Source organism: Haemophilus sp. C1 (genome assembly GCF_001276515.1).
Lineage (GTDB): Bacteria > Pseudomonadota > Gammaproteobacteria > Enterobacterales > Pasteurellaceae > Haemophilus.
In genome coordinates this window covers 118,484-145,407 of sequence record NZ_LDVZ01000001.1, presented here as the reverse complement: position 1 = coordinate 145,407, position 26,924 = coordinate 118,484, and the positions used below count along the sequence as shown (strand labels likewise).

The 26,924-nt window shown below is 37.1% G+C and carries 30 protein-coding genes; 22 read left to right on the top strand and 8 right to left on the bottom strand.

The window, feature by feature from the left end; genetic code table 11:
- Positions 1-19: 19 nt before the first annotated feature.
- The 12 genes from ABW51_RS00825 (at position 20) to tyrA (ending at position 11,678) form a co-directional block, all read left to right on the top strand.
- Positions 20-1,351, top strand: coding sequence for an AMP-binding protein (locus ABW51_RS00825; RefSeq protein WP_053465150.1), 1,332 nt, complete (start codon positions 20-22; stop codon positions 1,349-1,351).
- Positions 1,344-1,877 carry a hypothetical protein gene (locus tag ABW51_RS00820; protein WP_053465149.1) on the top strand — a complete coding sequence of 178 codons (534 nt, stop codon included), beginning with the start codon at positions 1,344-1,346 and terminating at the stop codon, positions 1,875-1,877. Before ABW51_RS00825 ends, ABW51_RS00820 begins: the two co-directional genes overlap by 8 nt.
- 3 nt (positions 1,878-1,880) lie before the next feature.
- Positions 1,881-3,515: an ApeI family dehydratase gene (locus ABW51_RS00815; RefSeq protein WP_053465148.1), complete on the top strand. Its 1,635-nt coding sequence runs from the start codon at positions 1,881-1,883 to the stop codon at positions 3,513-3,515.
- 10 nt (positions 3,516-3,525) lie between these two features.
- Positions 3,526-4,245: a glycosyltransferase family 2 protein gene (locus ABW51_RS00810; RefSeq protein WP_053465147.1), complete on the top strand. Its 720-nt coding sequence runs from the start codon at positions 3,526-3,528 to the stop codon at positions 4,243-4,245.
- Positions 4,245-5,183 carry an LpxL/LpxP family acyltransferase gene (locus ABW51_RS00805; protein ID WP_231625688.1) on the top strand — a complete coding sequence of 313 codons (939 nt, stop codon included), beginning with the start codon at positions 4,245-4,247 and terminating at the stop codon, positions 5,181-5,183. Before ABW51_RS00810 ends, ABW51_RS00805 begins: the two co-directional genes overlap by 1 nt.
- A gap of 43 nt (positions 5,184-5,226) precedes the next feature.
- Positions 5,227-5,652 carry a hypothetical protein gene (locus tag ABW51_RS00800; RefSeq protein WP_053465146.1) on the top strand — a complete coding sequence of 142 codons (426 nt, stop codon included), beginning with the start codon at positions 5,227-5,229 and terminating at the stop codon, positions 5,650-5,652.
- Positions 5,653-5,711: 59 nt separating this feature from the next.
- Positions 5,712-6,155, top strand: coding sequence for an acyl-CoA thioesterase (locus tag ABW51_RS00795; RefSeq protein WP_053465179.1), 444 nt, complete (start codon positions 5,712-5,714; stop codon positions 6,153-6,155).
- Positions 6,156-6,164: 9 nt separating this feature from the next.
- Entirely contained in the window at positions 6,165-6,737 is a 573-nt protein-coding gene (locus ABW51_RS00790) for a LolA family protein (protein WP_053465145.1), read from the top strand.
- 16 nt (positions 6,738-6,753) lie between these two features.
- Positions 6,754-9,006 (top strand): MMPL family transporter, encoded by a 2,253-nt coding sequence (locus tag ABW51_RS10280; protein WP_053465144.1) that lies wholly within the window; start codon positions 6,754-6,756, stop codon positions 9,004-9,006.
- A 151-nt stretch (positions 9,007-9,157) separates the two neighbouring features.
- On the top strand, positions 9,158-9,544 hold the full coding sequence (rbfA, locus tag ABW51_RS00780) for a 30S ribosome-binding factor RbfA (RefSeq protein ID WP_053465143.1): 387 nt from the start codon (positions 9,158-9,160) through the stop codon (positions 9,542-9,544).
- Complete coding sequence (gene truB / locus ABW51_RS00775; RefSeq protein ID WP_053465142.1) at positions 9,544-10,464, top strand: tRNA pseudouridine(55) synthase TruB; 921 nt, start codon at positions 9,544-9,546, stop codon at positions 10,462-10,464. Before rbfA ends, truB begins: the two co-directional genes overlap by 1 nt.
- 89 nt (positions 10,465-10,553) lie before the next feature.
- The gene (gene tyrA, locus ABW51_RS00770) at positions 10,554-11,678 is read left to right on the top strand and encodes a bifunctional chorismate mutase/prephenate dehydrogenase (protein WP_053465141.1); all 1,125 of its coding nucleotides are present in this window, start codon (positions 10,554-10,556) and stop codon (positions 11,676-11,678) included.
- 34 nt (positions 11,679-11,712) lie between these two features.
- Here the strand turns inward: tyrA and ABW51_RS00765 are convergent, their stop codons facing one another.
- Complete coding sequence (locus ABW51_RS00765; protein WP_053465140.1) at positions 11,713-12,468, bottom strand: DUF3944 domain-containing protein; 756 nt, start codon at positions 12,466-12,468, stop codon at positions 11,713-11,715.
- Positions 12,469-12,605: 137 nt separating this feature from the next.
- On the opposite strand from ABW51_RS00765, the gene ABW51_RS00760 reads away from it, so the two are divergent.
- The gene (locus ABW51_RS00760) at positions 12,606-12,857 is read left to right on the top strand and encodes a helix-turn-helix domain-containing protein (protein WP_053465139.1); all 252 of its coding nucleotides are present in this window, start codon (positions 12,606-12,608) and stop codon (positions 12,855-12,857) included.
- A gap of 49 nt (positions 12,858-12,906) precedes the next feature.
- On the opposite strand, the gene queF is transcribed toward ABW51_RS00760, so the two are convergent.
- The 5 genes from queF to ABW51_RS00735 are packed head-to-tail and all read right to left on the bottom strand — an operon-like array spanning position 12,907 to position 16,637.
- On the bottom strand, positions 12,907-13,746 hold the full coding sequence (gene queF / locus ABW51_RS00755) for an NADPH-dependent 7-cyano-7-deazaguanine reductase QueF (protein ID WP_053465138.1): 840 nt from the start codon (positions 13,744-13,746) through the stop codon (positions 12,907-12,909).
- Between the two features lie 54 nt (positions 13,747-13,800).
- On the bottom strand, positions 13,801-14,586 hold the full coding sequence (locus tag ABW51_RS00750; RefSeq protein ID WP_053465137.1) for a Zn-ribbon-containing protein: 786 nt from the start codon (positions 14,584-14,586) through the stop codon (positions 13,801-13,803).
- Positions 14,577-14,957, bottom strand: coding sequence for a SufE family protein (locus ABW51_RS00745; protein WP_053465136.1), 381 nt, complete (start codon positions 14,955-14,957; stop codon positions 14,577-14,579). The genes ABW51_RS00750 and ABW51_RS00745 overlap by 10 nt, the downstream gene beginning before the upstream one ends.
- A complete protein-coding gene (locus ABW51_RS00740; RefSeq protein WP_053465135.1) occupies positions 14,954-16,153 on the bottom strand; it encodes a cysteine desulfurase in 1,200 nt (399 codons plus the stop codon). The genes ABW51_RS00745 and ABW51_RS00740 overlap by 4 nt, the downstream gene beginning before the upstream one ends.
- Positions 16,143-16,637: a thermonuclease family protein gene (locus ABW51_RS00735; protein ID WP_053465134.1), complete on the bottom strand. Its 495-nt coding sequence runs from the start codon at positions 16,635-16,637 to the stop codon at positions 16,143-16,145. Before ABW51_RS00735 ends, ABW51_RS00740 begins: the two co-directional genes overlap by 11 nt.
- 118 nt (positions 16,638-16,755) lie before the next feature.
- Here ABW51_RS00735 and ABW51_RS00730 point away from each other — a divergent pair, with 118 nt between their 5' ends.
- The 4 genes from ABW51_RS00730 (at position 16,756) to ABW51_RS00715 (ending at position 21,417) form a co-directional block, all read left to right on the top strand.
- A complete protein-coding gene (locus ABW51_RS00730) occupies positions 16,756-17,187 on the top strand; it encodes a CidA/LrgA family protein (protein WP_053465133.1) in 432 nt (143 codons plus the stop codon).
- Between the two features lie 19 nt (positions 17,188-17,206).
- A complete protein-coding gene (locus ABW51_RS00725; RefSeq protein WP_053465178.1) occupies positions 17,207-17,902 on the top strand; it encodes a CidB/LrgB family autolysis modulator in 696 nt (231 codons plus the stop codon).
- Between the two features lie 122 nt (positions 17,903-18,024).
- A complete protein-coding gene (locus ABW51_RS00720; protein ID WP_053465132.1) occupies positions 18,025-19,380 on the top strand; it encodes an anti-phage deoxyguanosine triphosphatase in 1,356 nt (451 codons plus the stop codon).
- Between the two features lie 93 nt (positions 19,381-19,473).
- Positions 19,474-21,417: an ABC transporter ATP-binding protein gene (locus ABW51_RS00715; RefSeq protein WP_053465131.1), complete on the top strand. Its 1,944-nt coding sequence runs from the start codon at positions 19,474-19,476 to the stop codon at positions 21,415-21,417.
- Between the two features lie 26 nt (positions 21,418-21,443).
- Here the strand turns inward: ABW51_RS00715 and can are convergent, their stop codons facing one another.
- Both can and asnS read right to left on the bottom strand, forming a co-directional pair.
- Positions 21,444-22,133, bottom strand: coding sequence for a carbonate dehydratase (can, locus tag ABW51_RS00710; RefSeq protein ID WP_053465130.1), 690 nt, complete (start codon positions 22,131-22,133; stop codon positions 21,444-21,446).
- 75 nt (positions 22,134-22,208) lie between these two features.
- A complete protein-coding gene (asnS, locus tag ABW51_RS00705) occupies positions 22,209-23,612 on the bottom strand; it encodes an asparagine--tRNA ligase (RefSeq protein ID WP_053465129.1) in 1,404 nt (467 codons plus the stop codon).
- A gap of 225 nt (positions 23,613-23,837) precedes the next feature.
- On the opposite strand from asnS, the gene ribH reads away from it, so the two are divergent.
- The 5 genes from ribH to ABW51_RS00680 all read left to right on the top strand — a co-directional run bounded on the left by ribH (position 23,838) and on the right by ABW51_RS00680 (position 26,918).
- On the top strand, positions 23,838-24,311 hold the full coding sequence (ribH, locus tag ABW51_RS00700; protein WP_005628657.1) for a 6,7-dimethyl-8-ribityllumazine synthase: 474 nt from the start codon (positions 23,838-23,840) through the stop codon (positions 24,309-24,311).
- Between the two features lie 3 nt (positions 24,312-24,314).
- Positions 24,315-24,749 carry a transcription antitermination factor NusB gene (gene nusB / locus ABW51_RS00695; RefSeq protein WP_053465128.1) on the top strand — a complete coding sequence of 145 codons (435 nt, stop codon included), beginning with the start codon at positions 24,315-24,317 and terminating at the stop codon, positions 24,747-24,749.
- Positions 24,750-24,814: 65 nt separating this feature from the next.
- Positions 24,815-25,801 carry a thiamine-phosphate kinase gene (thiL, locus tag ABW51_RS00690; RefSeq protein WP_053465127.1) on the top strand — a complete coding sequence of 329 codons (987 nt, stop codon included), beginning with the start codon at positions 24,815-24,817 and terminating at the stop codon, positions 25,799-25,801.
- Positions 25,798-26,289, top strand: a complete 492-nt coding sequence (locus ABW51_RS00685) for a phosphatidylglycerophosphatase A family protein (RefSeq protein ID WP_053465126.1) — start codon at positions 25,798-25,800, stop codon at positions 26,287-26,289. Before thiL ends, ABW51_RS00685 begins: the two co-directional genes overlap by 4 nt.
- Positions 26,289-26,918, top strand: a complete 630-nt coding sequence (locus tag ABW51_RS00680) for a LysE family transporter (protein WP_053465125.1) — start codon at positions 26,289-26,291, stop codon at positions 26,916-26,918. Before ABW51_RS00685 ends, ABW51_RS00680 begins: the two co-directional genes overlap by 1 nt.
- Positions 26,919-26,924 lie beyond the last annotated feature (6 nt).

Sequence of the window (26,924 nt, the reverse complement as noted above, 5' to 3'; positions counted from 1 at the left end):
TTCCTACCTTATTTAGATTATGCAATTTTTATCTTCTCATTATATCGCTCAAAATCCAGTATGGCTCTATATTGATTTTGAAAAGCGAGTTTGGCAAATCGTACACCAATTTAGACAACACAAAATTTCTAGTGTTGCATTATGGTTTGAAGATGGCGCAAAGCTTGCTTGTACCCTGCTTGCTTGTTGGCACGCTAATGTCCGTGCGATTTTTTTACCTAATTTAGCAGAAGAAAACCTAGTTTGGGGCAAATCATTAGTTGATTTGTGGCTTACCGATACTCAGTTTCCTCTTGATGATGCCGTTCAGTTTGATTGTTTTGCAACTGAATATATAGAGAAAATTATTCCAGACAAGTCACTTATGGATTTTATTTCTGAAACGGAATTTTTATTGAAAACCTCAGGAAGTACTGGTAGCCCTAAAATTATTACAAAAACGGCAGGACAGCTTTGGCAGAATGCTCAAGCTTGTGCGAAAACGTTTGGTTTTACATCAGATAATAGCTATACCGCAATTAGCACAGTTAGTATTCAACATTTATATGGTTTAATTTGTCAGATTATGATGCCATTAGTACTGGGGTGGCAAATTGAACGTAAACAACAATTTTTTCCTGAAATGGTTTCTTCAGCCTGTAAACAAGCAGAAAAAAGTGTGTTGATTACCAGTCCGACAATGTTGTGTAGCATTGATTGGAATCGTCTTAAGTTTCCGAATTTAACCGCTATTGTATCGGCGGGAGGAAGACTTTCAGAGGATGTAGGAGAGAATATTTTTACAATAACTAATGTTGATGTTATTGATTTTTATGGCACCACTGAAATTGGCGCTATTGCAACAAAACAACGTAATCAACATTGGAAGCCAATGGAAAATGTGATGATTGGTGTTGATGATCGTTCAGCATTATGGGTTGAAGCTCCGTGGGCTAAAGGAAGGGAGCAAACAGAAGATGTCGTTTGTTTGCATTCAACATATTTTGAGATGCTAGGAAGAGCAGATCGTATCTTAAAATTAGGGGATAAACGTATTTCTCTGTTAAGTGTGGAAAATGCATTATTGCAGCATCATTGGGTTGAAGATATTTTTGTTGGGAAACATCCTGATTTTGATAGACTTGTAGCTTGGGTGGCACTTTCTGAAAGTGGAATGTCTGTTTACCATCAGAGTCGTAAAATTTTGGTTACAACGTTAAAACAACACCTTGCTCATACACAAGACAAAATGGCTTTTCCTCGTTTTTGGCGATTCACGAATAAGCTACCGCGTAATGCGCAATCTAAATTAAGTAAAATAGACTTTGAAAATCTTTGTCGATCAAAAAAGTTAGACGAATTTTATGTTTAAACTAAGCGTAAATACTTTATTAACATTACTTTCGATTGCATATCCATTATGTATTTTATGCCAGCCACAAGCAAAATTTTTGTCTTATTTTGCTTTTGGTTTGTCTATTTTATGGTTATTTAAAAGTCTACAAGCTGTTAAATTTTTACGGCTTTTTGCTATTTTTATGTCAATGCTACTTCTTTTAGTAGGGATAACAAGAACATTTAATCTTATGTATTGGTATCCTGTTGTTATTAACAGTATTATGTTGATATCCTTCGGGGGAAGTTTATGGGCAAAACAAACTTTTGTGGAGCGTTTAGCCCGTTTACAAACACCTAATTTGCCTTTTGAGGCTGTTGCTTATACACGTAAAGTAACGCAAATTTGGTGTGGTGTTTTTATTCTGAATATAGTGATGTCAAGTGGTTTAATTTTGTTTGAACAGATTGAACTTTGGGCATTTTATACGGGCGGTGTAGCTTATTTTATTATGGGGGCTGTTATGTTAATTGAATGGATTGTTCGCCCTAAATATAAATAGATTATGAAAAAGAATTTAATTGCTATACATCCTCATTGGGAGGAAGATGATTTTTTTTTGAGAGTGGCACAGATTGCAAAGCAATTTCGGCAAGATGATGTTCATTCTATTGGACTTTGGTTTGAAGATGCTGCAAATTTTGCTTGTGTGCTTATAGCATGTTTTCAGGAAAATATCACTGTATTATTACCACCAAATTTGCTGGTAGAAAATCAGCAATGGATTGCTGATAACACGACCTTATTTCTTGATGATAATAAGTTTAAAAAGTATGGCTGCTTGCAGCATATTACAGAAATTCAGCCATTCGATCCTACTGTTTCTCAAGCCAAAATTTGTATGAAAACGTCGGGGAGTAGTGGGGAAGCTAAAGTTTTGGTAAAAACGGCTGATATTTTATGGAGAGAGGCTATTGAGGTTGGTAAGTTTTTACCTTTCCAACAAAATACTTTATCTGTTATAGGTACTGTTAGTATTCAGCATTTTTATGGCTTAACCTATCGCGTTTTAATTCCTCTTTGGCATAGATTGCAAGGAAAACAGTGGTTATTGGGAAGAGAGCAGGTTATTTATCCAGAGCGTTTGATTATGAATAGTCAAGATGAAATAGAAACATTATGGATTACTAGCCCGGCATTACTTAGTAGAATGAATTTAGATATGCTTAAATCGGCAGATTGTCATCTTGCAGGTATAATTTCTTCTGGTGGAGCCTTAGATGAACAGTTAGGTTTAGCTATTCAACAAGCTACACATAGCCCAGTTATGGAAGGATATGGTAGTACAGAAACGGGATGTATTGCTTTTCGGCAACCTACTCAATTGTGGAAACCTTTATTTGATATAAAACTTGGTATAAATGATGAAGGCGCATTATGGGTGGAATCAAGTCGTACTGAAGGGCGAGAACAAACAGCTGATGCAGTAGATTTATATAAAGAAGGATTCCATTTATTAGGACGTATTGATCGTATCGTTAAGTTAGGAGATAAGCGCCTATCGTTAGTAACGATAGAGCAGTGTTTACAGCGTAGTGAATTGATAATGGATGCATATGTTGCACAACATCCTGAAAAACAACGAATTGTGGCATGGTTAGCTTTAAATGAAATAGGAATTTCATTCATTCGTGAAAATGGACGTAAGGCACTTATTGAAGGATTAAAATTAAATCTATCTCTCAGTCATGAGTTATTTGCTCATCCTCGTTATTGGCGATTCACGACAGAACTGCCTCGTAGTGCGCAGTCAAAAATACAACGTAGTGACTTTGAAGCTGTTTGTTATAACGAATTAAGAGAGCCAATTTGGTATGAGAATCAAACTGAAGATAATTCAATAACCTTTAAAGGTGTTGTGCCTCTGGATTTAATTTATTTCAAAGGGCATTTTTCAAATTTTCCACTTGTTCCTGGAGTTGTAGAATTACAGTGGACGGTAGAAAAGTCACAAGAATTTTTAGGGCGAAATTTTGAAATAGAAAGAATCGATAATTTGAAATACCAAGCCTTTCTTCGCCCAAATGATTATGTTGAATTAACTCTAATTTGGGATCAGGATAAACATCGTATGAAATTTACCCTTAGAAATGCAGAAAGCCTCTGTGCAAGTGGTCTTATTATTGAAAGACTTTGTTAAGGAGAAAATAATGTTTAATCCCGTTGCGTTAGTTCCACACTACAATCATTCCAGTACAGTGACACAGGTTGTGCAAGATTTATTAGCTCTTGGTTTGCCTGTTATTATCGTCGATGATGCCTCGCAAAAAGAGCAAACAAGTGTGCTTGAAACATTAGCGATATTGCCAAATGTCTCTGTTATTTATCGTTCTAAAAATGGGGGAAAAGGAGCCGCGGTAAAAACAGGATTAAAAGCTGCGAAATCAGAGGGATTTAGTCATGCTGTACAAGTTGATGCTGATGGACAGCATCATCTTGAGGATATTCAAAAAATGTTAGTGAAAGCACAACAATATCCAAATGCAGTAATTTGTGGAAAACCTATTTATGGCGATGATGCTCCTAAGTCTCGTTTGTATGGCCGTAAAATTACGAATTTTTGGATTGCCATTAACACTTGTTCTTTAGCTATTGAAGATGGAATGTGCGGTTTCCGTTTATATCCCTTAGAGTCGGTTGTTACGATTATTGAGCAGGTTAATTTAGGCGAGCGTATGGATTTCGACATTGAGATTTTAGTACATTGCCACTGGGAACGTATACCAATGGTTTGGATTGCAACCCCTATAAAATATGAACAAAACGGTATTTCACATTTTCGTGGTTGGGTTGATAATTGGCTGATTAGTAAAATGCATGCGAAACTATTTTTCAGGATGCTGAAACGTGTTGTGACTGGGAAAATTTAGTGATTTCAAAACAAAATGAACAGCATTGGGCTAAGCAGAAAGAGAGAGGCTCAAGGTTTTTTTTAAGTATTACTCGTTGGGTGGTACAATATTGTCCACTATGGTTGATCCGTTTTTTTACTTTCTGGGTTGTTTTATATTTTTACCTGACTTCTCGTCATGGGCGTAAAAATATTGCAGAATATCAGCAAAATTTGACCGCACATTTCCCTCATATTCAGTTAGGTTTCGCACCTATTTTTCGGCAATTTTTAGCTTTTGGTGAAGCTATTACTGATCGTTTTGCCGTTTGGCAACGCCAAATTTGTTATGATGATCTAGTTATTGATGATTCTGAAAACCTTTATGCTGAAATTGATGCTGGAGGGCGAGGACAAATATTGTTGTGTTCTCATTTTGGTAATATAGAAATTTGTCGTGCTTTATCTAATAATGAATATCACAAAGAGTTTAAATTAAATACATTAGTACATAGCAAAAATGCTGAAGTTTTTAATCATGCTTTATACGAGGCGGGAGCGGGGGCATTACCATTGATTCAAGTAGAAGATCTGAATGCAGAAAAGATGCTTGAATTAAGTGAGTGCCTTGAGCGAGGAGAATGGATTGCTATTGCAGCAGATCGTGTGCCTATTCGAGGCGATAGAATACAAAAAGTGGATTTTCTTGGTAAGTCTGCTGCTTTTCCTGAGGGCGCTTGGTTATTAGCAAGTTTATTAAAAGCACCAATTAATACAATTTTTAGTATCAAAGAAAATGGTCGCTATCGCTTAAAGCTTCGTCATTTTTCTCCACCTATTACGGGGAGAGGGAATGTCCGTCAAGAAAATATTTACGTTGCTATGCAAAGGTATGCTGATGTTTTAGCTAAAGAGTGTGCTGAAAATCCATTGCAATGGTTTAATTTTTATGATTTTTGGCATAGTTATTCTGATTAAACTATGCTATAAAAGGGCAATTTCTATAACTAAGGAGTTTTCTATGAAATTAATAAAAGTTATTGGTGTAGGGATCACAGCTGCTATGTTAGCCGCCTGTGCTCCTCGTAATACAACACAATATTATTCTATTCAAGATGCGTTAAATTCGGCAGAAGCTAAGGAAGCCCTGGATCCAAAGATTAAGCTTTATTTTGCAAAGCCAGCACCTGGCAAAGTGATTAAAGCTGGGATTACGACCAATCCTAAAACTAATTCAGCAAACAAATCTGACGAAGCTTCATGTCGTTGGGCATTTTTGTCTGCTGTAAAAAAATTCCAAGAAAGAGCAGTAAAAGAAGGGGCAACAAAAGTTGGTAACTTGGTTAGCTATTATAAGAAAAATGAGTTCAAAAGTGCTACTCAATATGAATGTCATGCAGGTAATTTAATGAGTGGTGTGGCATTAAAAGGCGATATTGTAAAATAAAGACATCATAGAAGAAATTTTGTAGAATGGGCGATAATTTTATTTATCGCCTATTTATTATGAAATTAAAAAAACATGTTTATTGTTATGATGAGTCTGAGTATGAAATTCCTTTTTTTGATGTAGATTCAATGAATATTATGTGGCATGGACATTATGTAAAATATTTGGAGCTTGCTCGCTGCGCCTTTCTTGAGCGAATTAATTATACTTATGACGTAATGCGAAAAAATGGCTATGGTTGGCCTATTGTTCAATTAAATTTGAAATACATAAGGCCTGCTTTATTCCGGCAGAAAATCTGTGTTCAATTACAATTAGTTGAATATGAAAGTTGTGCACGTTTTGATTATACGATCATTGATATTGCAACGGGTGAAAGATTAACGCAAGGAAGTACAACACAAATGGCTGTAGATATTAATACCCGAGAAACTCAATTTCAAACGCCTCTTTCATTTAGAAAAGCAGTTGAAAGTTATATGACCTTTCAACCTCGATAAGGAAAAAAGATGAAAAAATACTTATGTTTGGCGTTGTTATTTATCAGTTCTGCTGCGATGGCATTTTCTGAGGCTGAGCTCGTTCAAATGTTACAAAAACCTGAAAATGTTCAAGGAAATTTTGTGCAACAGCGTTTTTTAAAATCATTGGTAAAACCCATTACGACAAGTGGTCAATTTTCGTTAGTAAAAAACAAAGGATTACTTTGGCAAATGCAAAAACCCTTTGTTAGCAGGTTGAAGGTATCATCTGAAGGGATCCAACAGTGGAATGGCGTTTCTTGGGTTAATTCTCAAAAATTTGGACAATCAGAACAAATAGCCCTTTTCCTTAATTTGTTGACAGGAGATGTGTCAGGATTATCTCAACACTTTGAAATAATTTTAACTGGAACAGAAAAACAATGGCGTTTAAAATTACTTCCTCGCACATTGATTATGAAACAGATTTTTCAATCTATTCAATTACAAGGCGATCATTTAGTAAAGGAGATAGAGCTGTCAGAAGTACAAGGTGATCGTACTTTGATTCAATTTAGCCAATTAAAAATGAACCAACCTTTGGTTGATTTTACTCAATAAGTTTTGGAATGCTTAAATGAAACGATTGAATTTAATTCGTTTATTTTATACCGCTCTTTTGGGCGGTATTTTCATTTTGTTTTTTTCATCATTTTCACAGGAAAAATGGCTAGAAACCGATCTTAGAACATTGCTACCTACAGAAACAAGCTGGTCAAGTATTCAAATTTATGCGGATAAACGACAAGAAACATTGCTTAATCAAAATATTGTCGCGCTTATTGGCCATCAACAGCCAACAACGGCTTATCACTTAGCGAATGAAATAACAAAGTTATGGCAAGAAAGTAGTCAATTTTCACAGATTAATAGTAAAATTCAGCCCGATTTATTAGCATTACAAGCAGATATTCAACGTGTGAAATTTGCTGTGTTACCTGAGTCTATTCGACAGATATTACTTACTCAACCAAGTAATTATTTTCAAGTTTATGCACAACAATTAGCTAATCCCTTTATAAAAACTAATTTATTACCTTTAGAGCAAGATTGGCTTGGTTTTGGTCGTTTTGTACTACCTCAATCACAAAAATTAAGCCATATGCAGTGGGATGCAGAAAATGGTTTTATTTATACTGAAAACGCTAGAAAAACTTGGGTTTTGTTAAATGGTCAATTAAAACAGCGCGAAATGATGAATGTTTCCCAAGATATTCCTACATTAATTACACAGAGTAAAGCAATCGCTCAACACTCCCATGCTGATTTTATTTCAACAGGTGCCTTACTTTTTTCTGCACATTCAAAGCAACAAGCAGAAAAAGAAAGTACTTGGATGAGTATAATTGGTATTGGATTAACTTTACTTTTGCTTCTGAGTGTTTTTCGAACATTACACATTTTATGGCTTTTTTTACCGATTGTATTGGGGATGCTTATTGGTTCACTCTTTACTATTTTAGTACTTGGTAAGATCCATATTCTGACTTTAGTTATAGGAACAAGCCTTGTGGGAGTATTGATTGATTTTCCCTTACATTGGTATGCATCTTCCATTCAAAGTACAAATTGGCATTCAGAAAAAGCTATGCAAGCACATCAATCCAGTTTTCTGATTACATTATCTATCACATTATTAGGTTATGGTTTACTATGGTTCACTGATTTACCTATATTAAAACAAACAGCTTTGTTTTCTGCTACCGCCCTTATCGTGGCGTTGCTAACGACCAGATTATTTTTACCCTTACTTATTAAACAACCTCCATTGACAGCGCGTCTTCCAGTATTGCCTTTTTCAAAAATTCGCTTAAAACATCCCATATTGTATGTTATAGCGGGGCTATTTATAGCAACGGGTATTTATCAATCAAAATGGCAAGATGATATTCGTCAATGGATTAATTTGCCTAAAGCTATGCTCGCTGATGCACAAAAAATTGGTGAATTAACAGGGATTGATTTAGGCAGTCAGTATTTCCTAGTAACGGCTAAAAATGATGATGATTTGTTAGAAAAAGAACGAGTATTATCAGCACAATTAACTAAACTTGGACAACCACATCAAGCGTTGAGTCAATGGATAATGTCAGAAAAAATGCAACAAGCATTTTATTTGCAAATTACTGATAAAATTCAACCAAATGATTATCATGCATTAGATGAATTAGGCGTGCCAAATGAATATATTTTAGCTGCATTTGATGAACTTAAAAAAATTCATCCAGTGAGCCTAAAAACAGCATTAAATACTTCATTAGGTCAAGGATGGAACGCGTTATATTTAGGTAATTTGAATAGTCAAGTCGCCAGTTTAGTTAAGATAATCAATGCTAAAGATCAAGTACAGATGCGCGCTTTAGCAAATGGTGTAGATATTTTTTGGCAAGATAAAAGAGCTTATTTGAACGATGCTTTTCAGCACACAAGAAATAAAGCTGCTTGGTTAAAAATACTTTCATTTGCTATTGCTGGGTTATTTTTATGGCGGTGCTTTGGTGCCCCAAAAACTATTCGTCTTCTGTGTATTCCATCTATTGCAATCGCTGGCACAATAGCAATGTTTGGTTGGTTAGGATTTCCGATAACATTATTTGCCATGTTTGGATTACTGCTTGTATCTGCGATAGGTATTGATTATGTTGCCTATATGCAATCCATTCAGGAACAAAAATCTACAAAACACATTGCGATTACACTTGCCGCAACGACAACACTTATTTCATTTGGTTTATTAGCTTTTAGTTCTACACCAGCAGTATCTTCTTTTGGATTAAGTGTAACGATTGGTGTATTTTTCGCTGCGTTGTTAAGTTTAAGTTTAGATTAAAAGGAAAAATTCCAGATTCCATAAGAAATTATATTTATGGAAAATTGAAATGTTTCAATAGCTTATTAGCGATTAGGTTGAAAGGGATTTTTGCGTGCTAAATCCAATGATTTCCAGTAGAATGGGGCGCTTTTATAAATAAGGAATAACTATGGCAAGAGAATTTAAACGTAGCGATCGCGTCGCTCAAGAAATACAAAAAGAAATAGCGGTAATCTTACAACGCGAAGTGAAAGATCCCCGTATTGGGATGGTGACGGTTTCTGATGTGGAAGTATCTAGTGATTTATCTTACGCAAAAATCTTCGTGACTTTTTTATTCGATCACGATAAAACGGCAATTGAGCAAGGAATGAAAGGCTTAGAAAAAGCATCGCCTTATATTCGTTCGTTGCTAGGCAAAGCGATGCGTTTACGTATCGTGCCAGAGATTCGCTTTATTTACGATCAATCCTTAGTGGAAGGGATGCGTATGTCAAATCTTGTGACAAATGTTGTGCGTGAAGATGAGAAAAAACACGTTGAGGAAAGCAACTAATGTCTAGACCTCGTAAACGCTGGCGTGATGTTGATGGTGTATTTTTGTTGGATAAGCCACAAGGCATGTCATCAAATGACATCATGCAAAAGGTAAAGCGTTTATTTCAAGCGAACAAAGCAGGGCATACTGGCGCGCTCGATCCCTTGGCTACGGGAATGTTGCCGATTTGCTTGGGTGAAGCAACTAAGTTTTCACAATTTTTGCTTGATGCCGATAAGCGTTATCTTGTTACGGCAAAATTAGGCGAACGCACCGATACTTCCGATGCGGAAGGGCAAGTCGTGGAAACTCGTGAAGTTCATGTTGAAACTCAGCAAATTTTGACCGCACTTGAACAATTTCGTGGTGACCTTTTACAAGTGCCAACCATGTTTTCCGCACTAAAGCATAACGGTAAACCGCTTTATGAATATGCGCGCCAAGGTATTACGGTTGAGCGTGAGGCGCGTCCAATAACGATTTTTGAACTTAATTTTATTGAATATCACGCACCTTATTTAACCTTAGAAGTGCATTGTTCAAAAGGCACTTATATTCGCACCTTAGTAGATGATTTGGGTGAAGTGCTAGGTTGTGGCGCACATGTGACAATATTACGCCGTACAGCCGTAGCGGATTATCCCGTAGCAGAAATGATGCCAATTGATGAGTTACAACTGCTCGCTGAAAGTTTTCCATTAAGTGAATTAGATCGTCTATTACTGCCAACCGATACCGCTGTAAGTAAATTGCCCGCTTTGCATTTGGATGCAGAGCAGAGTAAAGCCATTGATTTTGGTCAGCGAGTGAAATTTGCTAACGATCAGCAATTAAGTGGCCAAGTGCGGTTATTTTCAGCGGAGAATTTATTCTTAGGCGTGGCATTGATCGACGGGAATATTATTCGCCCACAACGGTTAATCACGCAATCCGCATAACCTAATTGCCTTTCTTATAAAATTCTAGTAATCTCATCTGTAATTAATTTTTTACAAATTGTGTAAAATAAATTTTGCAGGTGAGTTTTATGGAAGCCCTAAAGGATTTACGTTCTGAAATTGATTCGCTTGATCGCGAACTTATCCAACTTTTTGCTAAACGTCTTGAGTTGGTTTCTCAAGTCGGTAAAGTTAAACATCAACATGGATTACCTATTTATGCGCCAGAGCGCGAAATAGCAATGCTCCAAGCACGTCGTTTAGAAGCTGAAAAAGCAGGCATTTCAGCAGATCTGATTGAAGATGTTCTACGCCGTTTTATGCGTGAATCCTATGCCAATGAAAACCAATTTGGCTTTAAAACCATCAATCCTGATATTCACAAAATTGTTATCGTGGGCGGTTATGGTAAATTGGGTGGCTTATTTGCCCGCTATTTACGTGCATCTGGCTATCCAATTTCTATTTTAGATCGTGAAGATTGGGCGGTAGCTGAAAATATTTTAACGAATGCTGATGTCGTGATCGTTTCTGTTCCTATTAATCTCACCTTAGAAACAATTGAACGCTTAAAACCTTATTTAACGGAAAACATGCTACTTGCAGATTTAACCTCTGTTAAGCGTGAACCGCTAGCTAAAATGCTTGAAATCCATTCTGGTGCTGTTTTAGGTTTACATCCAATGTTTGGGCCAGATATTGCAAGTATGGCAAAACAAGTGGTTGTGCGTTGTGATGGCCGTTTTCCTGAACGTTACGAATGGTTACTTGAGCAAATTCAAATTTGGGGCGCAAAGATTTATCAAACCGATGCCACAGAACACGATAACAATATGACTTATATACAAGCCTTGCGCCATTTTTCAACTTTCGCGAATGGTTTACATCTTTCCAAACAGCCCGTTAATCTTGCTAATTTATTGTCTCTTTCTTCTCCTATTTATCGTTTAGAACTTGCGATGATTGGGCGTTTATTTGCGCAAGATGCAGAGCTTTATGCAGATATTATTATGGATAAACCAGAAAATTTAGCGGTAATTAAAACGCTAAAACAAACTTACGAAGAAGCCTTAAGTTTCTTTGAAAATAATGATCGTCAAGGTTTTATTGATGCTTTCCACAAGGTGCATGACTGGTTTGGCGATTATTCAGAACAATTCTTAAAAGAAAGCCGTCAGCTATTGCAGCAGGCAAATGATTTGAAGCAAGGGTAGTAAAGTGCGGTGAAATCTCACCGCAGTTTTCTGTTTATTTAAAGGAAATTTCGTTAGCTGTATTAGCGTATAATATTTTTTGTCTTAAAGCAGCTACTTGTATAACAGCAGGAATAGTGACTCGATATGCTGCGCCAGCAATATCAAATGCAGTCCATAATCCAGTAATTACCCATCCAATAGGTCCACTTAATACAGCAAAAGCTCTTGTTGCTGCGGCATTTCCAGCAAAAGATAGTCCTCTTCCAATTAATGCTTTTAAAACTGCATTTACGACAATGACCGTTAATTGGTAAGATTTAAATCCACCAGCTCTAAAAATAGTTTGGAATGAACCTAGTAAGACTTGTTTAGTAATGTTTTGAGTATTTTGGATTCCGAGTCCAGCAGCAAGTTGTCTGATTTCATCAGGAGACATTTTTTCCAATGAATCTTCCAATATTTTTGATAGAAGTGCATCTTCTATTCTATCAGCAGTAGAATTTTTATTGTAATTAACTTTCATTTTATCGCATACGTCACAGAGTACTTCTTTATAAAGTACTCCTTTACCACCACAGAATATATTTGCGAAAGTATTTCCACCAAAACATTGAATTTCTGCGGCAATTTCTTCCCAATATAGACTATGATAAGGATGATGCTTTTTATATGCATCACTTAATGTTAATTCCTCAGTTAGTCTTTTACTGCCATCTTTATCGTGTGTTAAACAATACACAAGATCATTAAGATCTTCATCTGTACATTTAGATAAAAATTCAAGATCTGGATCATATCTATAAGCCATAATTATTTTCCTTATATAATTAATGATGTTTTTAATAGTCAAATCCTATATTATATAAATATAAAAGTCAATTATAGTTATCTTTTATTCGTTTTTAGTTTGTTGTTGTTTGTTGCTGAATTTTACAAACTAAAAAAATGAATAATGTAAAACAATCAGCACATAAACAGCGTTATATTTTTGCTAAAAATATGAGAAAGGTTCGTCGCTGGAAAGATATATCTCAAGAAACATTGGCTTTAACAGCTGGTGTTAGTAGAACGTATATCGGGGAAGTTGAAAGAGGCGAGAGAGCTGTATCAATAGATATAATGGGTAAAATAGCAGATACGCTAGAAATTGAACTATTTGAATTATTAAAAGAAGAATTTGATAAAAATTTCTTATAGTTATGAATTTAATGGCGAGGTATCCCTCACCATTAGGCGATTTTTATATTTACTGTCTCGCTAATCTTAAGTTTTCAGGTAAGTTCTCAAAATTAGAACGGAAGGGGTTGATGTCTAATCCGCCGCGTCGGGTATAGCGTGCGTAAACAGTAAGTTTTTCTGGTTTAGCGTAGTGCATTAAATCGCAGAAAATGCGCTCGACACATTGTTCATGAAATTCATTATGCTGACGGAACGATACAACGTAACGCAATAATTTTTCGTGATCGATTTTTTTACCAACATAATGAATATGTAACGTTCCCCAGTCTGGTTGATTGGTAATCAGGCAGTTAGATTTCAACAAATGGCTGACTAATTTTTCTTCGACAATTTCATCAGATACGCAATCTTTCAGCCAATCAGCGTTAAATTCGTAGCTGTTAATTTCAATATCTTGTTCATCAATGCAATCGCCTTGTAAATGATCAATTTTTTGAGAATCATAAACTGCCACTGGATTTAACCGCACTTTTACATCGCCTTGCGCGCATTCGCTTAAATCGCGTTGCATAGTTTGTTGAACGGCATTGAAGTCGGCAAATTTGCTTTGGTTGAAGCTATTTAAATAAAGTTTAAAACTTTTTGATTCAATCAAATTTTGGCTTTGATAATCTAGATAAATGTCTGCGATAGTCACTTGTGGCAAGCCTTTTTCATTGAGCCAAGAGATTTCATAAGCCGTCCAAATATCGGCACCGATAGTAAATGGTTGGTTTTGAGTAATGCCCAATCCATCACGATTTAACGCACGTGGCACAGGTTGTAATAACGTGCGGTCATATTGAGAAGCGTATTCCGTTTTTTGACCGAGTTTTAAGGATTTTAAGCTGTTGTCTTGATAATTCATCTTTTCTCCGATTAGGTGTTCGAGTTTTGCAAATTTCGACACTTTATAAATTAATTACAAAAAATTCCACGATAGATTCGAAACTAATCGACAGGTATCGCATTTAAAATGAAAGGTATCAAAAATCGCGTCTTTTAACGCCCAGTTTGCACCACAAGAAGGGCAGCAACGAGATTTTTCAGATTCTAAAGATTGCCCACCTACACGATATAAATAATAGTAAGTCGGTATGTCTGTTTCTTTTTCTATTTCTTGGACTAAATAACGCCCATGTTTTGAAAGTGTGCTTTGATGATCGGAAATTTCTGCCAAAGATTGTTGTTCTAATACCGCACCATTCATTTGTAGTTGATCGCAGGCTTGCCAATTTTCTTGCCATTTAATCAGATCTTGGCTTAAGTGCGATTGATTTTTCAACTGTTTATATAAAGGGATTGGGGCGAGATTTTCTCCGCTGTGAATCGGCGAGCAACTTTGTAAATGGGTTGTGTAAAGCACTTGCCAAGCTGGCGACGCATTTTCTGCCGTTTGATCTGAATTGAAATCATCGCCCACAAGTTGAAAACCATCAAAAATTACACCGCACTTTTCGGCTTCTTCTAATGCCCTATTCACTTCTGTGTTATTATTTTGCGGGAAAAGACTATCTTGCTCGGGGCAAATGACACGCATAGCAAAGCCTTGTGCGCCACCTTCTTCCGCTAAATATAAAGGAATTTCACGTCCGATAATTTGCCCGTTATACCGCCATTGATCGATTACGGCATTAAGTAAACGGCTTTGTGATTCAATGTTATTTTCAAGGGCAGTCAGGCGAAAATAGGTCTCGATTAAATACATAAATTTTTTAATTGCTGTCCGATTTGGTTTAAGCCGTTTAAACGCGTTTCGCTTAAACGTTGTGAAATGCCGAGTTCGCTAAAAAATGCAGTAATATCAAATTTATTCAATTCATCCGCTGTTTTACCATTAATTTGATTGAGTAAAATCCAAAGCAAGCCATTCATAATTCTAGCTTCGCTAAACCCGTTGAATTGAAAAGTGCGGTCATTTTTAGGCATAATTTGAAACCACATTTGTGCTTCGCAGCCAGTAATAGGTTGCATTTGAGCAAGTTCATCATCGCTTGGGCGAGATAAATTTTTGCCAGCTTGAATAATCAGGCGATAGCGATCTTCCCAATTTTTAGCTTGTTTTAATTGTTCTATCATTGTAATAAATCCAATGCTTTATCTAAGGCGGTAAAAAATGCCTCTACATCTTCCTGTGTATTATAAGGGGCAAAAGACAGGCGTAATGTGGTGCGTTCGCCTAAGCGTGCTAAATAAGGCTGGGCACAATGTTCGCCCACACGGAGCGCAATATTTTGCTCGCTTAAGAGCGTTGAAAGATCGGAACTGTCAATGTCATCAAATATAAAGCAAACAACGGTACTTGGTTGAGGAGAATTGAATAATCGGCAATTCTCGTAAGATTTTAACCGCACTTTGACGGATTCAGCCAAGGATATGGCGTGCTGTTCTGCCGCAGTGAAATCCCATTTTTGTAGCCAATTCAGTATAGCATTAAAGCCAATAACTCCAGCAATATTGGGTGTGCCAGCTTCTAAACGATAAGGCAATTCGGCAAAAGTAATGTGATCACTTGATACACGATCAACCATTTTCCCACCAAAAAAGAGTGGTTGAAGTTGAGAAAGTGCGGTCAATTTTCCTGTTAAAACGCCAAGCCCATTGGGACCATAAATTTTATGGGCAGAAAATGCGAGGAAATCGGCATCTAAATCTTGTAAATCAATTTTGATATGGCTAATCGCTTGTGCAGCATCCACTAAAACCAACGCATTACTATGTTTTCTGATAAGTTGAATCAGGCATTTAATCGGCTGTTCTGTGCCCGTGACATTTGAAACAAAATTCAGAGCAACGAGTTTAGTTTTTTCAGAAAGGGCAGAAATAAGGGCATTTTCATCAATTAGCCAATTATCTAAAATCGGTAAAACTCGAATTTTTGCACCGCACTTTTTCGCTGTTTTGTGCCAAGTGACAAAATTAGCATGATGATCTGCTTGGCTAATCAGAATTTCATCTTCTGCGTTTAATTGTGGTAGTAATCCATTTGCCACTAAGTTAATCGCGTGAGTTGTACCCGAAGTCCAAATAACAGCGCGTTTATCTTCTGCATTAATTAATTCTTTAACTTGTGTGCGAGCCTGTTCATATTGCGCAGTTTGAGCAGCATCATATTGGCTACGATGCACTGAACCTGCAGAAGCATAAAATTCAGCGGTGCGATCAATTAACACTTGAGGCTTCAACGCAGTGGCTGCGTTATCTAAATAAATAACGGCATCTTCACGTTGGAAATAGGGAAATTCTTGACGGAAAGTTTGAACATCAAAAGCCATATTTATTTTTCTCCTGTCTGCGCCATTGACTTGGTTCAATTGGATTATTGTCCGCCCAAAGACCAATTCGCTTGGCTTGTGCATTTTCTTGCGCTTGAAGATAAATCGGATCATGGGCATATTGCTTATACGCCCATGCCATACCCTGTTTAACCATCTCTAAATTGATATTTTGTTTTTGATAATAAACTACCGCTAAGGTGCGTTGATAGCGATCTTTTCCTTTTCGCGCAAGGCGTACGTCTTTTTGATAAACCAGATCAGACAAGGTTTTTTTCGATTTTTGCCCAAAGGCTTGGGATTTTTCTGGCGCGTCGATTTCGGCTAAACGAACTTTAATGGATTTATTGCCTTTAGTGAGGCAAGTAAGCGTATCGCCATCACTAATTTTAACCACACGACACGTATTTTTTTCGCGAGAACAAGCAGAAAGTGCGGTGAAAATGAGTAATAAACTGGTAAATAGTGTTTTTTGATTTATCATTTTGCAAGGTTCTTGATCTAAGTCTGGTTATTTTACCGAAAAAAACTGGTCAATTCAGAAAAAAAAAGCGTAAAATAATTTTGAAACATTATGAAAAAAGTTGAAAAAAAGGTTGTATATGGTTCAAAAATCATTTTTATTGGCCCGTTCGTTGGTCATTTTGTACATTATGTTATATCTCGGAAATCTTATCGCTCATTATGTGCCAGCCGGTGTACCTGGGAGTATTTGGGGATTGCTATTGCTCTTTTTAGGTTTAACGACACGATTAATTCATTTAGATTGGATTTATTTAGGCGCGAGCTTATTGATTCGTTTTATGGCGGTGCTTTTTGTGCCGGTAAGTGTTGGAATCATTAAATATTCAGATTTATTAATAGAACAAGTGAATATTTTATTGATTCCTAATGTTGTCAGCACTTGCGTAACTTTGGTCGTCATGGGCTTGTTAGGGAATCATTTATTCCATTTACAATCTTTTACACATAAACGTAAAAAGGTGATTAAACGCCGTGAGAACCAAGCTAAACAAATGAATGAATCAGCTTAATATAGTGGGAAATTTTTATATGCAGCAGTACATTATTTATCTTTATACATTTTTGACAATTTTCGGATTTTGGCTCGCACTACAAATTAGCAAACGTTGGAAATCAATGATTTTTAATACTTTTATTTTAACGGTATTAATTTTGGTTGCGATTTTAGTGATAGGCAAGATTCCTTATGATGATTATATGGCAGGAAATGCGCCTATTAATAATTTACTTGGCTTGAGTATCGTTGCTCTTGCATTACCTCTTTATGAACAACTTCGCCAAATTGCTAAACAATGGAAAATTATTTTATCTATTGTGGTGATCGCGTCTTTTTTCTCGATGTTAAGCGGGGCGGTGTTAGCGCTCATACTTGGTGCATCGCCTGAAATGGTAGCGACGGTATTACCAAAATCAATCACTACACCAATCGCGATGGAAGTTTCGCATAATCTAGGGGGAATCCCTGCCGTCACTGCAGTTGGGGTAGTCGTTGCAGGCTTGCAAGGCTCTGTATTTGGTTATTTAGTGTTGAAAAAATTACGCGTTAAACATCAAGAAGCGATTGGTTTATCTGTTGGAGCGGTATCTCACGCACTTGGCACTGTAAGTTGTATGGAAACTAACCCAACAGCAGGCAGTTATAGTTCTATTTCTCTTGTGCTTTGTGGGATTATTAGTTCTATTCTCGCGCCATTTGTATTTAAGCTCATTTATTTCTTTGTTTAAATATCAATAAAAATTCAACCGCACTTTATTCATTCTAGATTTTGTTTGTTCTAGATAAAGTGCGGTTGTTTTTTGTGCTAAATGATTAGATAATGCAGAAAAACTAAATAAAACAAAGCGATATGAAACCACTTATCATTGATTCTTCTTGGACAGAACGTTTTCTCCCCGATCCGCCACGCGAAAAAGATAATCGTCCACCATTTCGTCGTGATCGTGGGCGAATTTTACATTCTGCCGCCTTTCGTTGCTTGCAAGCGAAAACCCAAATTCACGCAATTGGCGAAAATGATTTTTATCGCACTCGCTTAACCCATTCTTTGGAAGTCGCACAGATTGGTAGTAGTCTCGTTGCACAGCTTAAATTTGTAGAAACCTTTGAAAGCCTTTCGCAAACATTAAATATTGATAAAAACGAGTTACAAAAGCAGTTGAAACCTTTATTGCCGAGTAATGATCTTATTGAGAGTTTGTGTTTTGCTCATGATATTGGTCATCCGCCTTTTGGGCATGGTGGCGAAACGGCATTAAATTATATGATGGCAGAGCAGGGCGGTTTTGAAGGCAATGCGCAAACCTTTAGAATTTTAACAAAACTTGAGCCTTACACTGAAAATGCAGGGATGAATCTAACGCGTAGAACACTATTGGGTGTCGTGAAATATCCTGCGTTGTTAGATGTGGCTTCGCCTCAATATGCAGAACTTAATTTTTCTCGCAATATTGATCCGCGTTTTGTGCGTATTCACGATTGGATTCCTGGAAAGGGCATTTTCTGCGATGATTTAAAAATGTTTAATTGGTTGCTGGAAAATCTTTCTGAAAATGACCGCACTTTATTTGGGAAATTTAAAAAAGTGCGGGAAAATCCTGCGGAATTTTTACAGACGAGCTTTAAATCTTTGGATTGTAGCATTATGGAATTGGCAGATGATATTGCCTATGGTGTACACGATTTAGAAGATGCCATTGTAACTGGCGTGGTAAATCCACATCAATGGCAAGCGGCACATTCCGCATTAAAACAAATTCCGTCAGCTTGGTTGCATGAAAATATTGATTCAATTAGCCAACGACTTTTCTCTGATAAACATTTTGAACGCAAACAAGCGATTGGTGCATTGGTAAACTTTTTTATTACTAATGTGCGGTGGAAATTAACGGCAAATTTTGATGAACCTTTGTTACGTTATAACGCAGAGCTGCCACCTGAAGTGATTGCTGCACTTGGTATATTTAAAAAATTCGTTTGGGATTATGTTATCCGTAATGTGGATACTCAGAGAATTGAGTATAAAGGGCAGAGAATGCTGACAGAAATGTTCCAAATTTTTGAATCTGACCCAGAGCGTTTATTACCAAGAAATACTGCAAATCGTTGGCGTAATGCACCAGAAGATGGGAAGAAGCGGATTATTTGCGATTATATTGCAGGTATGTCAGATGCGCACGCCTTGCGGGTATATCAACAACTTTGATTTAAGAGCGAATCCCATCGAATTGATGGGATTTTTTATGCAAACCGTATAGAATAGTGCGGTTAATTTTCACTGAATTTTTATGGGGCAATTGTGGCATTAATTAGTTTAACCAATGGATATCTTTCCTTTAGTGATGCACCTTTGTTAGATCACGCAGAACTACATATTGAACCGAATGAACGTGTTTGTTTAGTTGGGCGTAACGGCGCAGGTAAATCGACTTTATTGAAAATCATCGCAGGCGATGTGCTCATGGATGATGGCAAAATCCAATACGAAAAAGATCTTGTGGTTTCTCGTTTAGAGCAAGACCCACCGCGTAATGCGCAAGGTAATATTTTTGATTATGTCGCAGAAGGTGTCGGGCATTTAACGGATTTATTGAAAGAATATCATCATATTTCTGTTCAATTGGAAGAAAATTACAGTGATCAAATTTTAAGTCAACTAGAGCAAGTTCAGGCTAAATTAGAACACGCTGATGGCTGGCGATTTGAAAATAAAATCAATGAAGTGTTGTTAAAACTAGGCTTGAATCCAAATACAAAATTATCTGCACTTTCAGGCGGTTGGTTACGTAAAGCAGCATTAGCGCGCGCATTGGTGTGCGATCCTGACGTGTTATTACTTGATGAACCGACTAACCACTTGGATGTGGAAGCCATTGAATGGTTGGAAAATTTCTTACTGGATTTCCAAGGTAGTATTGTATTTATTTCCCATGACCGTTCTTTTATTCGCAAAATGGCAACACGGATTGTGGATTTAGATCGCGGTCAATTAGTGTCTTATCCAGGCAATTATGATTTATATTTAACCACGAAAGAAGAAAATCTACGCGTTGAAGCCTTGCAAAATGAATTATTTGATAAACGTCTTGCACAGGAAGAAGTGTGGATTCGCCAAGGTATCAAGGCTCGCCGTACAAGAAATGAAGGGCGAGTGCGTGCATTAAAAGCGATGCGTGAGGAACGCCGCCAACGCCGTGAGGTAATGGGAACAGCTAAATTACAGTTAGACACCTCAAGTCGTTCAGGCAAAATTGTCTTTGAAATGGAAGATGTGAGCTATGAAATCGCAGGAAAAACCTTATTAAAAGATTTTTCAACAACGATTTTACGTGGAGACAAAATTGCGCTTGTTGGGCCAAACGGCTGTGGGAAAACCACGTTCATTAAATTATTGCTGGGGGAAATTCAGCCAACATCAGGAAAAATTCGTTGTGGCACCAAATTAGACATTGCTTATTTTGACCAATATCGTGCTGATTTAGATCCTGAAAAAACCGTAATGGATAATGTGGCAGATGGTAAACAAGATATTGAAGTCAATGGTGTAAAACGCCATGTGCTAGGGTATTTGCAAGATTTCTTGTTCCCGCCAAAACGTGCAATGACGCCAGTTAAAGCCTTATCGGGGGGGGAGAGAAATCGTTTATTGCTCGCAAAATTGCTACTCAAACCAAATAATTTATTGATTCTTGACGAACCAACCAATGACCTTGATGTAGAAACATTGGAGCTTTTAGAAGAAATTTTGACTGATCATCAAGGCACATTGTTAATTGTGAGTCATGACCGTCAATTTATCGATAATATTGCGACAGAATGTTATTTATTCGAAGGTGAAGGGCGTTTGAATAAGTATGTGGGTGGATTCTTTGATGCTAAACAGCAACAAGCCAATTTCTGGGCAAGTAAAGCCGTGGAAGAACAGTCTAAAGCGAAGAAAACTGAACCGTTAAAAGAAGAAAGTGCGGTGAAAAATGACCGCACTTCTAAGCCGAAATCCGTGAAACTTTCTTATAAAGAACAACGTGAGCTAGAACAACTTCCACAACTATTGGAAGAGTTGGAAACTAAAATCACCGTACTTCAAGCTGAAATAGCCGATCCAGCATTTTTCCAACAGGCTCATGATATTACTGACGCTAAATTAAAAGCATTAGCGGATACTGAAACCGAATTAGAAACAGCATTTTTACGCTGGGAAGAATTGGAAGAAAAGAAAAGTTTGGCTGACGGTAAAGCTTAAAAAAATAACGCCCGAAAGGGCGTTTTTTAAAGATTTTCTAGGTGTTCTTTTTTCAAAATATTTTCTTCATCAAGTATTGATAAACGAGCGATAGCGTTTCGATAGGAAATTTCAAGAGTTTCTCTACTGGTTGCCATTACGCCTTGATCCACTAAAAATCCATCATTTACATCATATACCCAGCCGTGTAATGAGAGTTTTTGTCCGCGTTCCCAAGCACTTTTTACAATTGAAGTACGCCCAAGATTGTAAACCTGTTCCGCTACGTTAATTTTAGTCAGCATATCTGCACGTTTTTCTGGGGAAAGTTTACCGAGAAGATGACCGTGTTTAAACCAAATATCACGAATATGAAGAAGCCAGTTGTTGATAAGCCCTAAATCTTTATCAGCCATAGCGGCATGAATCCCCCCGCAGTTGGTGTGACCACAGATAATAATATGTTCGATTTTAAGTACATCAACAGCATATTGCACAACAGAAAGGCAATTAAAATCTGTGTGAATTACTTGGTTAGCAACATTACGGTGAACAAAAAGCTCGCCTGGTTCAAGATTTGTCAATTTTTCAGCGGGCACACGGCTATCAGAGCAACCAATCCAAAGGTAATGTGGCGTTTGATGATCCGCAAGTTCTTTGAAGTAAGTCGAATTTTCTTCTTTCATTCTTTGCGCCCAACTGTAATTGTTGGCAAAGAGTTGTTTAATTTTATCCATTTTGCTTTCCTTAAAATTTTGAAAAAATTGACCGCACTTTGGCGTAAGTGCGGTCAATATTAACGTTAAATTTAATTAGAAATTCGCATTTCTTGGCGCGCGTGGGAATGGAATTACATCACGAATGTTTTGCACGCCAGTTACATAGACGATTAAGCGTTCAAAACCAAGACCAAAACCAGAATGTGGAACGCTACCATATTTACGAAGATCGCGATACCACCAGTAATCATCTGGATTTAATCCCATTTCTTCCATGCGTTTATCAAGCACGTCTAAACGTTCTTCACGTTGTGAACCACCGATGATTTCACCAATTCCTGGAGCTAACACGTCCATTGCTGCCACAGTTTTTCCATCATCATTTAAACGCATATAGAATGCTTTAATGTCTTTTGGATAGTTTTTCACTACAACTGGTGATTTAAAATATTCTTCCGCCAAGAAACGTTCGTGTTCAGAAGAAAGATCGATCCCCCAAGAAACAGGGAATTCAAATTTCTTACCAGATTTTAATAACACATCAATGGCATCGGTATAGTCAATTTGCGCAAAATCTGAGTTTACAAAGTTTTCTAGACGAGTAATAACATCTTTATCTACATGTTTTTCAAAGAATTGTAAGTCGTCTTTACGCTCAGCCAATACTGCTCGGAATACGTATTTCAACATATCTTCGGCAAGTTTTGCGTTATCCGCTAACGTTGCAAATGCTACTTCTGGTTCAACCATCCAGAATTCAGCTAAGTGACGAGTGGTATTCGAGTTTTCTGCACGGAATGTTGGTCCGAAAGTATAAATTTTGCTTAATGCACAAGCATAGGTTTCGCCGTTTAACTGACCTGAAACCGTTAAAAATGATTCTTTACCGAAGAAATCTTGGTTGAAATCTACTTTTCCATTTTCACCACGTGGAAGATTTTCTAAATCAAGTGTAGAAACACGGAACATTTCACCTGCACCTTCAGTATCTGATGCAGTAATTAATGGAGTTGCCACCCAGTAGAAGCCTTGCTCATGGAAGAAACGGTGAATTGCTTGAGATAAACAATGGCGAACACGTGCGACAGCACCAATAATATTAGTGCGAGGACGCAAGTGAGCCACTTCGCGTAAATATTCAATAGAGTGGCGTTTTGCTGCCATTGGGTAAGTATCTGGATCTTCAACAAACCCTGTCACTTCCACCTTTTCTGCTTGTAATTCAACCGCTTGTCCTTCTGCAGGAGATTCAACGATTTTACCTGTTACAATCACAGAACAGCCTGTTGTTAAACGTAAAATTTCGTTTTCGTAATTTTCAATATCGTTATTAATAATCGCTTGAATTGGATCAAAGCAAGAACCGTCATAAACTGCTAAGAAAGATAAGCCTGCTTTAGAATCGCGACGGGTACGTACCCAACCACGTACAGTGACGGTTTCACCAATCGCCAGTTTCCCTTGTAATACATCAACAATTGATGCCACTTTAGACATATTAAACCTCTGTAACTAAATGTAATTCATTCAAAATGACCGATAGTTTACCTTAATAAAGGAAATTTTCCATAAAAATATAGTGTTGGTGCGGGTTATGAACAATAAAATAGCCTTAAAAATGTGCCCTAAATAAAATAGGTAAAGCCTTATTAATATTGAATATACGCGATTTTATGCTAAAATCTCGGGCCAAAATCATTATGGCTAATAATAGGAAAAAATATGAAAGTTTTAGAAGGCTCAGTCGCAGCACCTAATGCAAAAGTTGCAGTAGCAATTGCTCGTTTTAACAGTTTTATTAATGAAAGTTTATTAGAAGGTGCAATTGATGCATTAAAACGTATTGGCCAAGTGAAAGATGAAAATATCACTATCGTGCGTGCTCCTGGCGCTTATGAGTTGCCATTAGTTGCTCGTCGTTTAGCTGAAAGTAAAAAATTTGATGCGATTGTGGCATTAGGTACAGTTATCCGTGGCGGTACTGCGCACTTTGAATATGTAGCAGGGGAAGCAAGCAGCGGTTTAGGAAAAGTTGCAATGGATGCTGAAATCCCCGTCGCTTTTGGCGTATTAACCACAGAAAATATTGAACAAGCAATTGAACGTGCTGGCACTAAAGCAGGTAATAAAGGTGCAGAAGCAGCCTTAACCGCACTTGAAATGGTTAATCTTATTCAACAAATTGATGCGGCATAAATCATGACAGAACAAAAACAAGTGAAAAAGCCTTCTGCTCGTCGTCGTGCGCGTGAATGTACTGTTCAAGCCTTGTATTCTTGGGCGGTATCTGGCAATACTGCAGAACAAGTTGAATTAGCCTTTGTGTTAGATCAAGATATGGATGGCGTAGATAAACCTTACTTCCGTAAATTATTTCGTCAAACAGTAGAAAATATTGAAATCGTTGATTTTTCAATTTCGCCTTATATTGACCGCGCTTTTGATGAGCTTGATCCTATTGAAACTGCAATTTTGCGTTTGGCTGTCTATGAATTGCGCTTTGAATTAGATGTTCCATATAAAGTGGTTATCAATGAAGCGATTGAAGTAGCAAAAGTATTCGGTGCAGATGAAAGCCATAAATATATCAATGGCGTACTTGATAAAATCGCACCAGCATTAGGGCGTAAGTAATCCTTTTAAACTGAAAATGGCGCGCGTTTTTAACGCGTGCCTTTTCTTTTATAAGATAGGTGAAAATGGCAATGGGTGAATTTGATTTAATTAAACGATATTTTCAGCAACAAATATTAGTTGATGATTCCGTTCAATTATCTATTGGCGACGATTGTGCGCTGGTTTCCATGCCAGAGAATTATCAACTTGCCATTACGACGGATACCATGGTGGAAAATACACATTTTTTACCGACCATTTCGCCTGAAGATTTAGCTTATAAGGCTGTTGCAACAAATTTAAGTGATATTGCTGCAATGGGGGCACAGCCAAAATGGGTTTCTCTGGCATTAACTTTGCCAAATGTAGATAAAAATTGGATTTCAATATTTAGTCAAAGTTTATTGCACACGTTAAAACAATACAACGTCACATTAATTGGTGGCGATACCACAAAGGGCAACTTATCTATTACGATTACAGCACAAGGTTTTGTCGAAAAAGGTAAAGGAATTTGTCGGCATAAAGCGCAAGTTGGTGATTTAATTTATGTTTCAGGCACTTTAGGCGATAGCGTATCAGGTTTAACACAAATTTTATCGGGCAAAAGTGCGGTTGATTCTGATGATGTTTTTCTGCAACAACGTCATCTTAGACCCACACCTAGAATAGAACTTGGACGGGCGTTAATTGATATTGCTCACGCTGCCATTGATCTTTCCGATGGGTTAATCTCTGATTTAGGGCATATTCTTGAACGAAGTCAATGTGGCGCAGAAGTTGAACTTTCTGCTTTACCTCTTTCATCCGCGATTTTGCATAAATATGATCGCGCTCAAGCGGAACAATTTGCCTTAAGTGGTGGAGAAGATTATGAACTTTGTTTTACCATACCGCCCGAATCTAAAGATGAATTAGAATTACGCTTGAAAAAACTGAACGTGTCTTGTACTTGCATTGGTAAAATCACAGAAAAGTGCAGCGACTTTTCGCCACGTTTTTTACGTGATGGAAAACCTGTGAATATAACTTTTTCAAGTGGTTTCGATCATTTTAAGGAATCAAAATGACAGAAAATAATCCTCTTAAAAAAATCTCTCTTTTAAATCCTATTCATTTGCTTGCCGTTGGTTTTGGCTCGGGCTTAATTCATCCAGCTCCAGGCACGTGGGGGAGTTTAGCCGGAACAACTTTAGGCGTGATTTTGCTTTCTTTGTTAGGTGTAAAAACCTTTTTAATTTTCACTGTACTTTGTTTTCTACTCGGTTGCTACCTTTGTCAAAAAACCACAGAAGATATGGGCGTACACGATCATGGTTCTATCGTCTGGGATGAATTTGTCGGTGTATTTATTGTATTAGCGGCGATACCGTCATTATCTTGGCAATGGATTTTGGCTGCTTTTGCGTTATTTCGCTTTTTCGATATTTTAAAACCGTTCCCAATTCGTTATTTTGACGAAAAACTCGAAAGTGGTTTTGGTATCATGGTCGACGATGTATTAGCGGCAATTTATGCGGTGATTGTCGTATTTGCTATTCAATATTGGATGTTGTGATGCTGAATTTAATCATTGTGCATTTATTTGGATTAATGACGCCAGGCCCTGATTTTTTCTATGTAAGCCGAATGGCGGCAAGTAATTCTCGTCGTAATACAGTTTGTGGCATTTTAGGCATAACGCTTGGCATCGCCTTTTGGGGAATGCTTTCTATGTTGGGATTGGCGGTGTTGTTCGTTACCATTCCAGCATTACATGGCGTGATTATGTTTCTAGGTGGTAGTTACTTAGCATATCTCGGTTTTTTAATGGCTCGCAGCAAAAAATACGCTAAATTTGAACCGCACTCTGATACCGAATTTAATCAGCAAACTACAATTAAAAAAGAAATTGTGAAAGGGCTTTTAGTGAATTTATCCAATGCAAAAGTCGTGGTGTATTTTAGTAGCGTGATGTCGCTTGTCTTAGTAAATATTACTGAAATGTGGCAAATTATCTTGGCTTTTATGGTAATTGTGGTAGAAACATTTTGTTATTTTTATGTGATTTCATTGATTTTTTCACGTAATATTGCCAAACGTTTATACAGTCAATACAGTCGTTATATTGATAATATGGCAGGTATTGTATTTTTATTTTTTGGTTGTGTGCTTGTTTATAACGGCATCAACGAAATAATTCATTAATAAAAA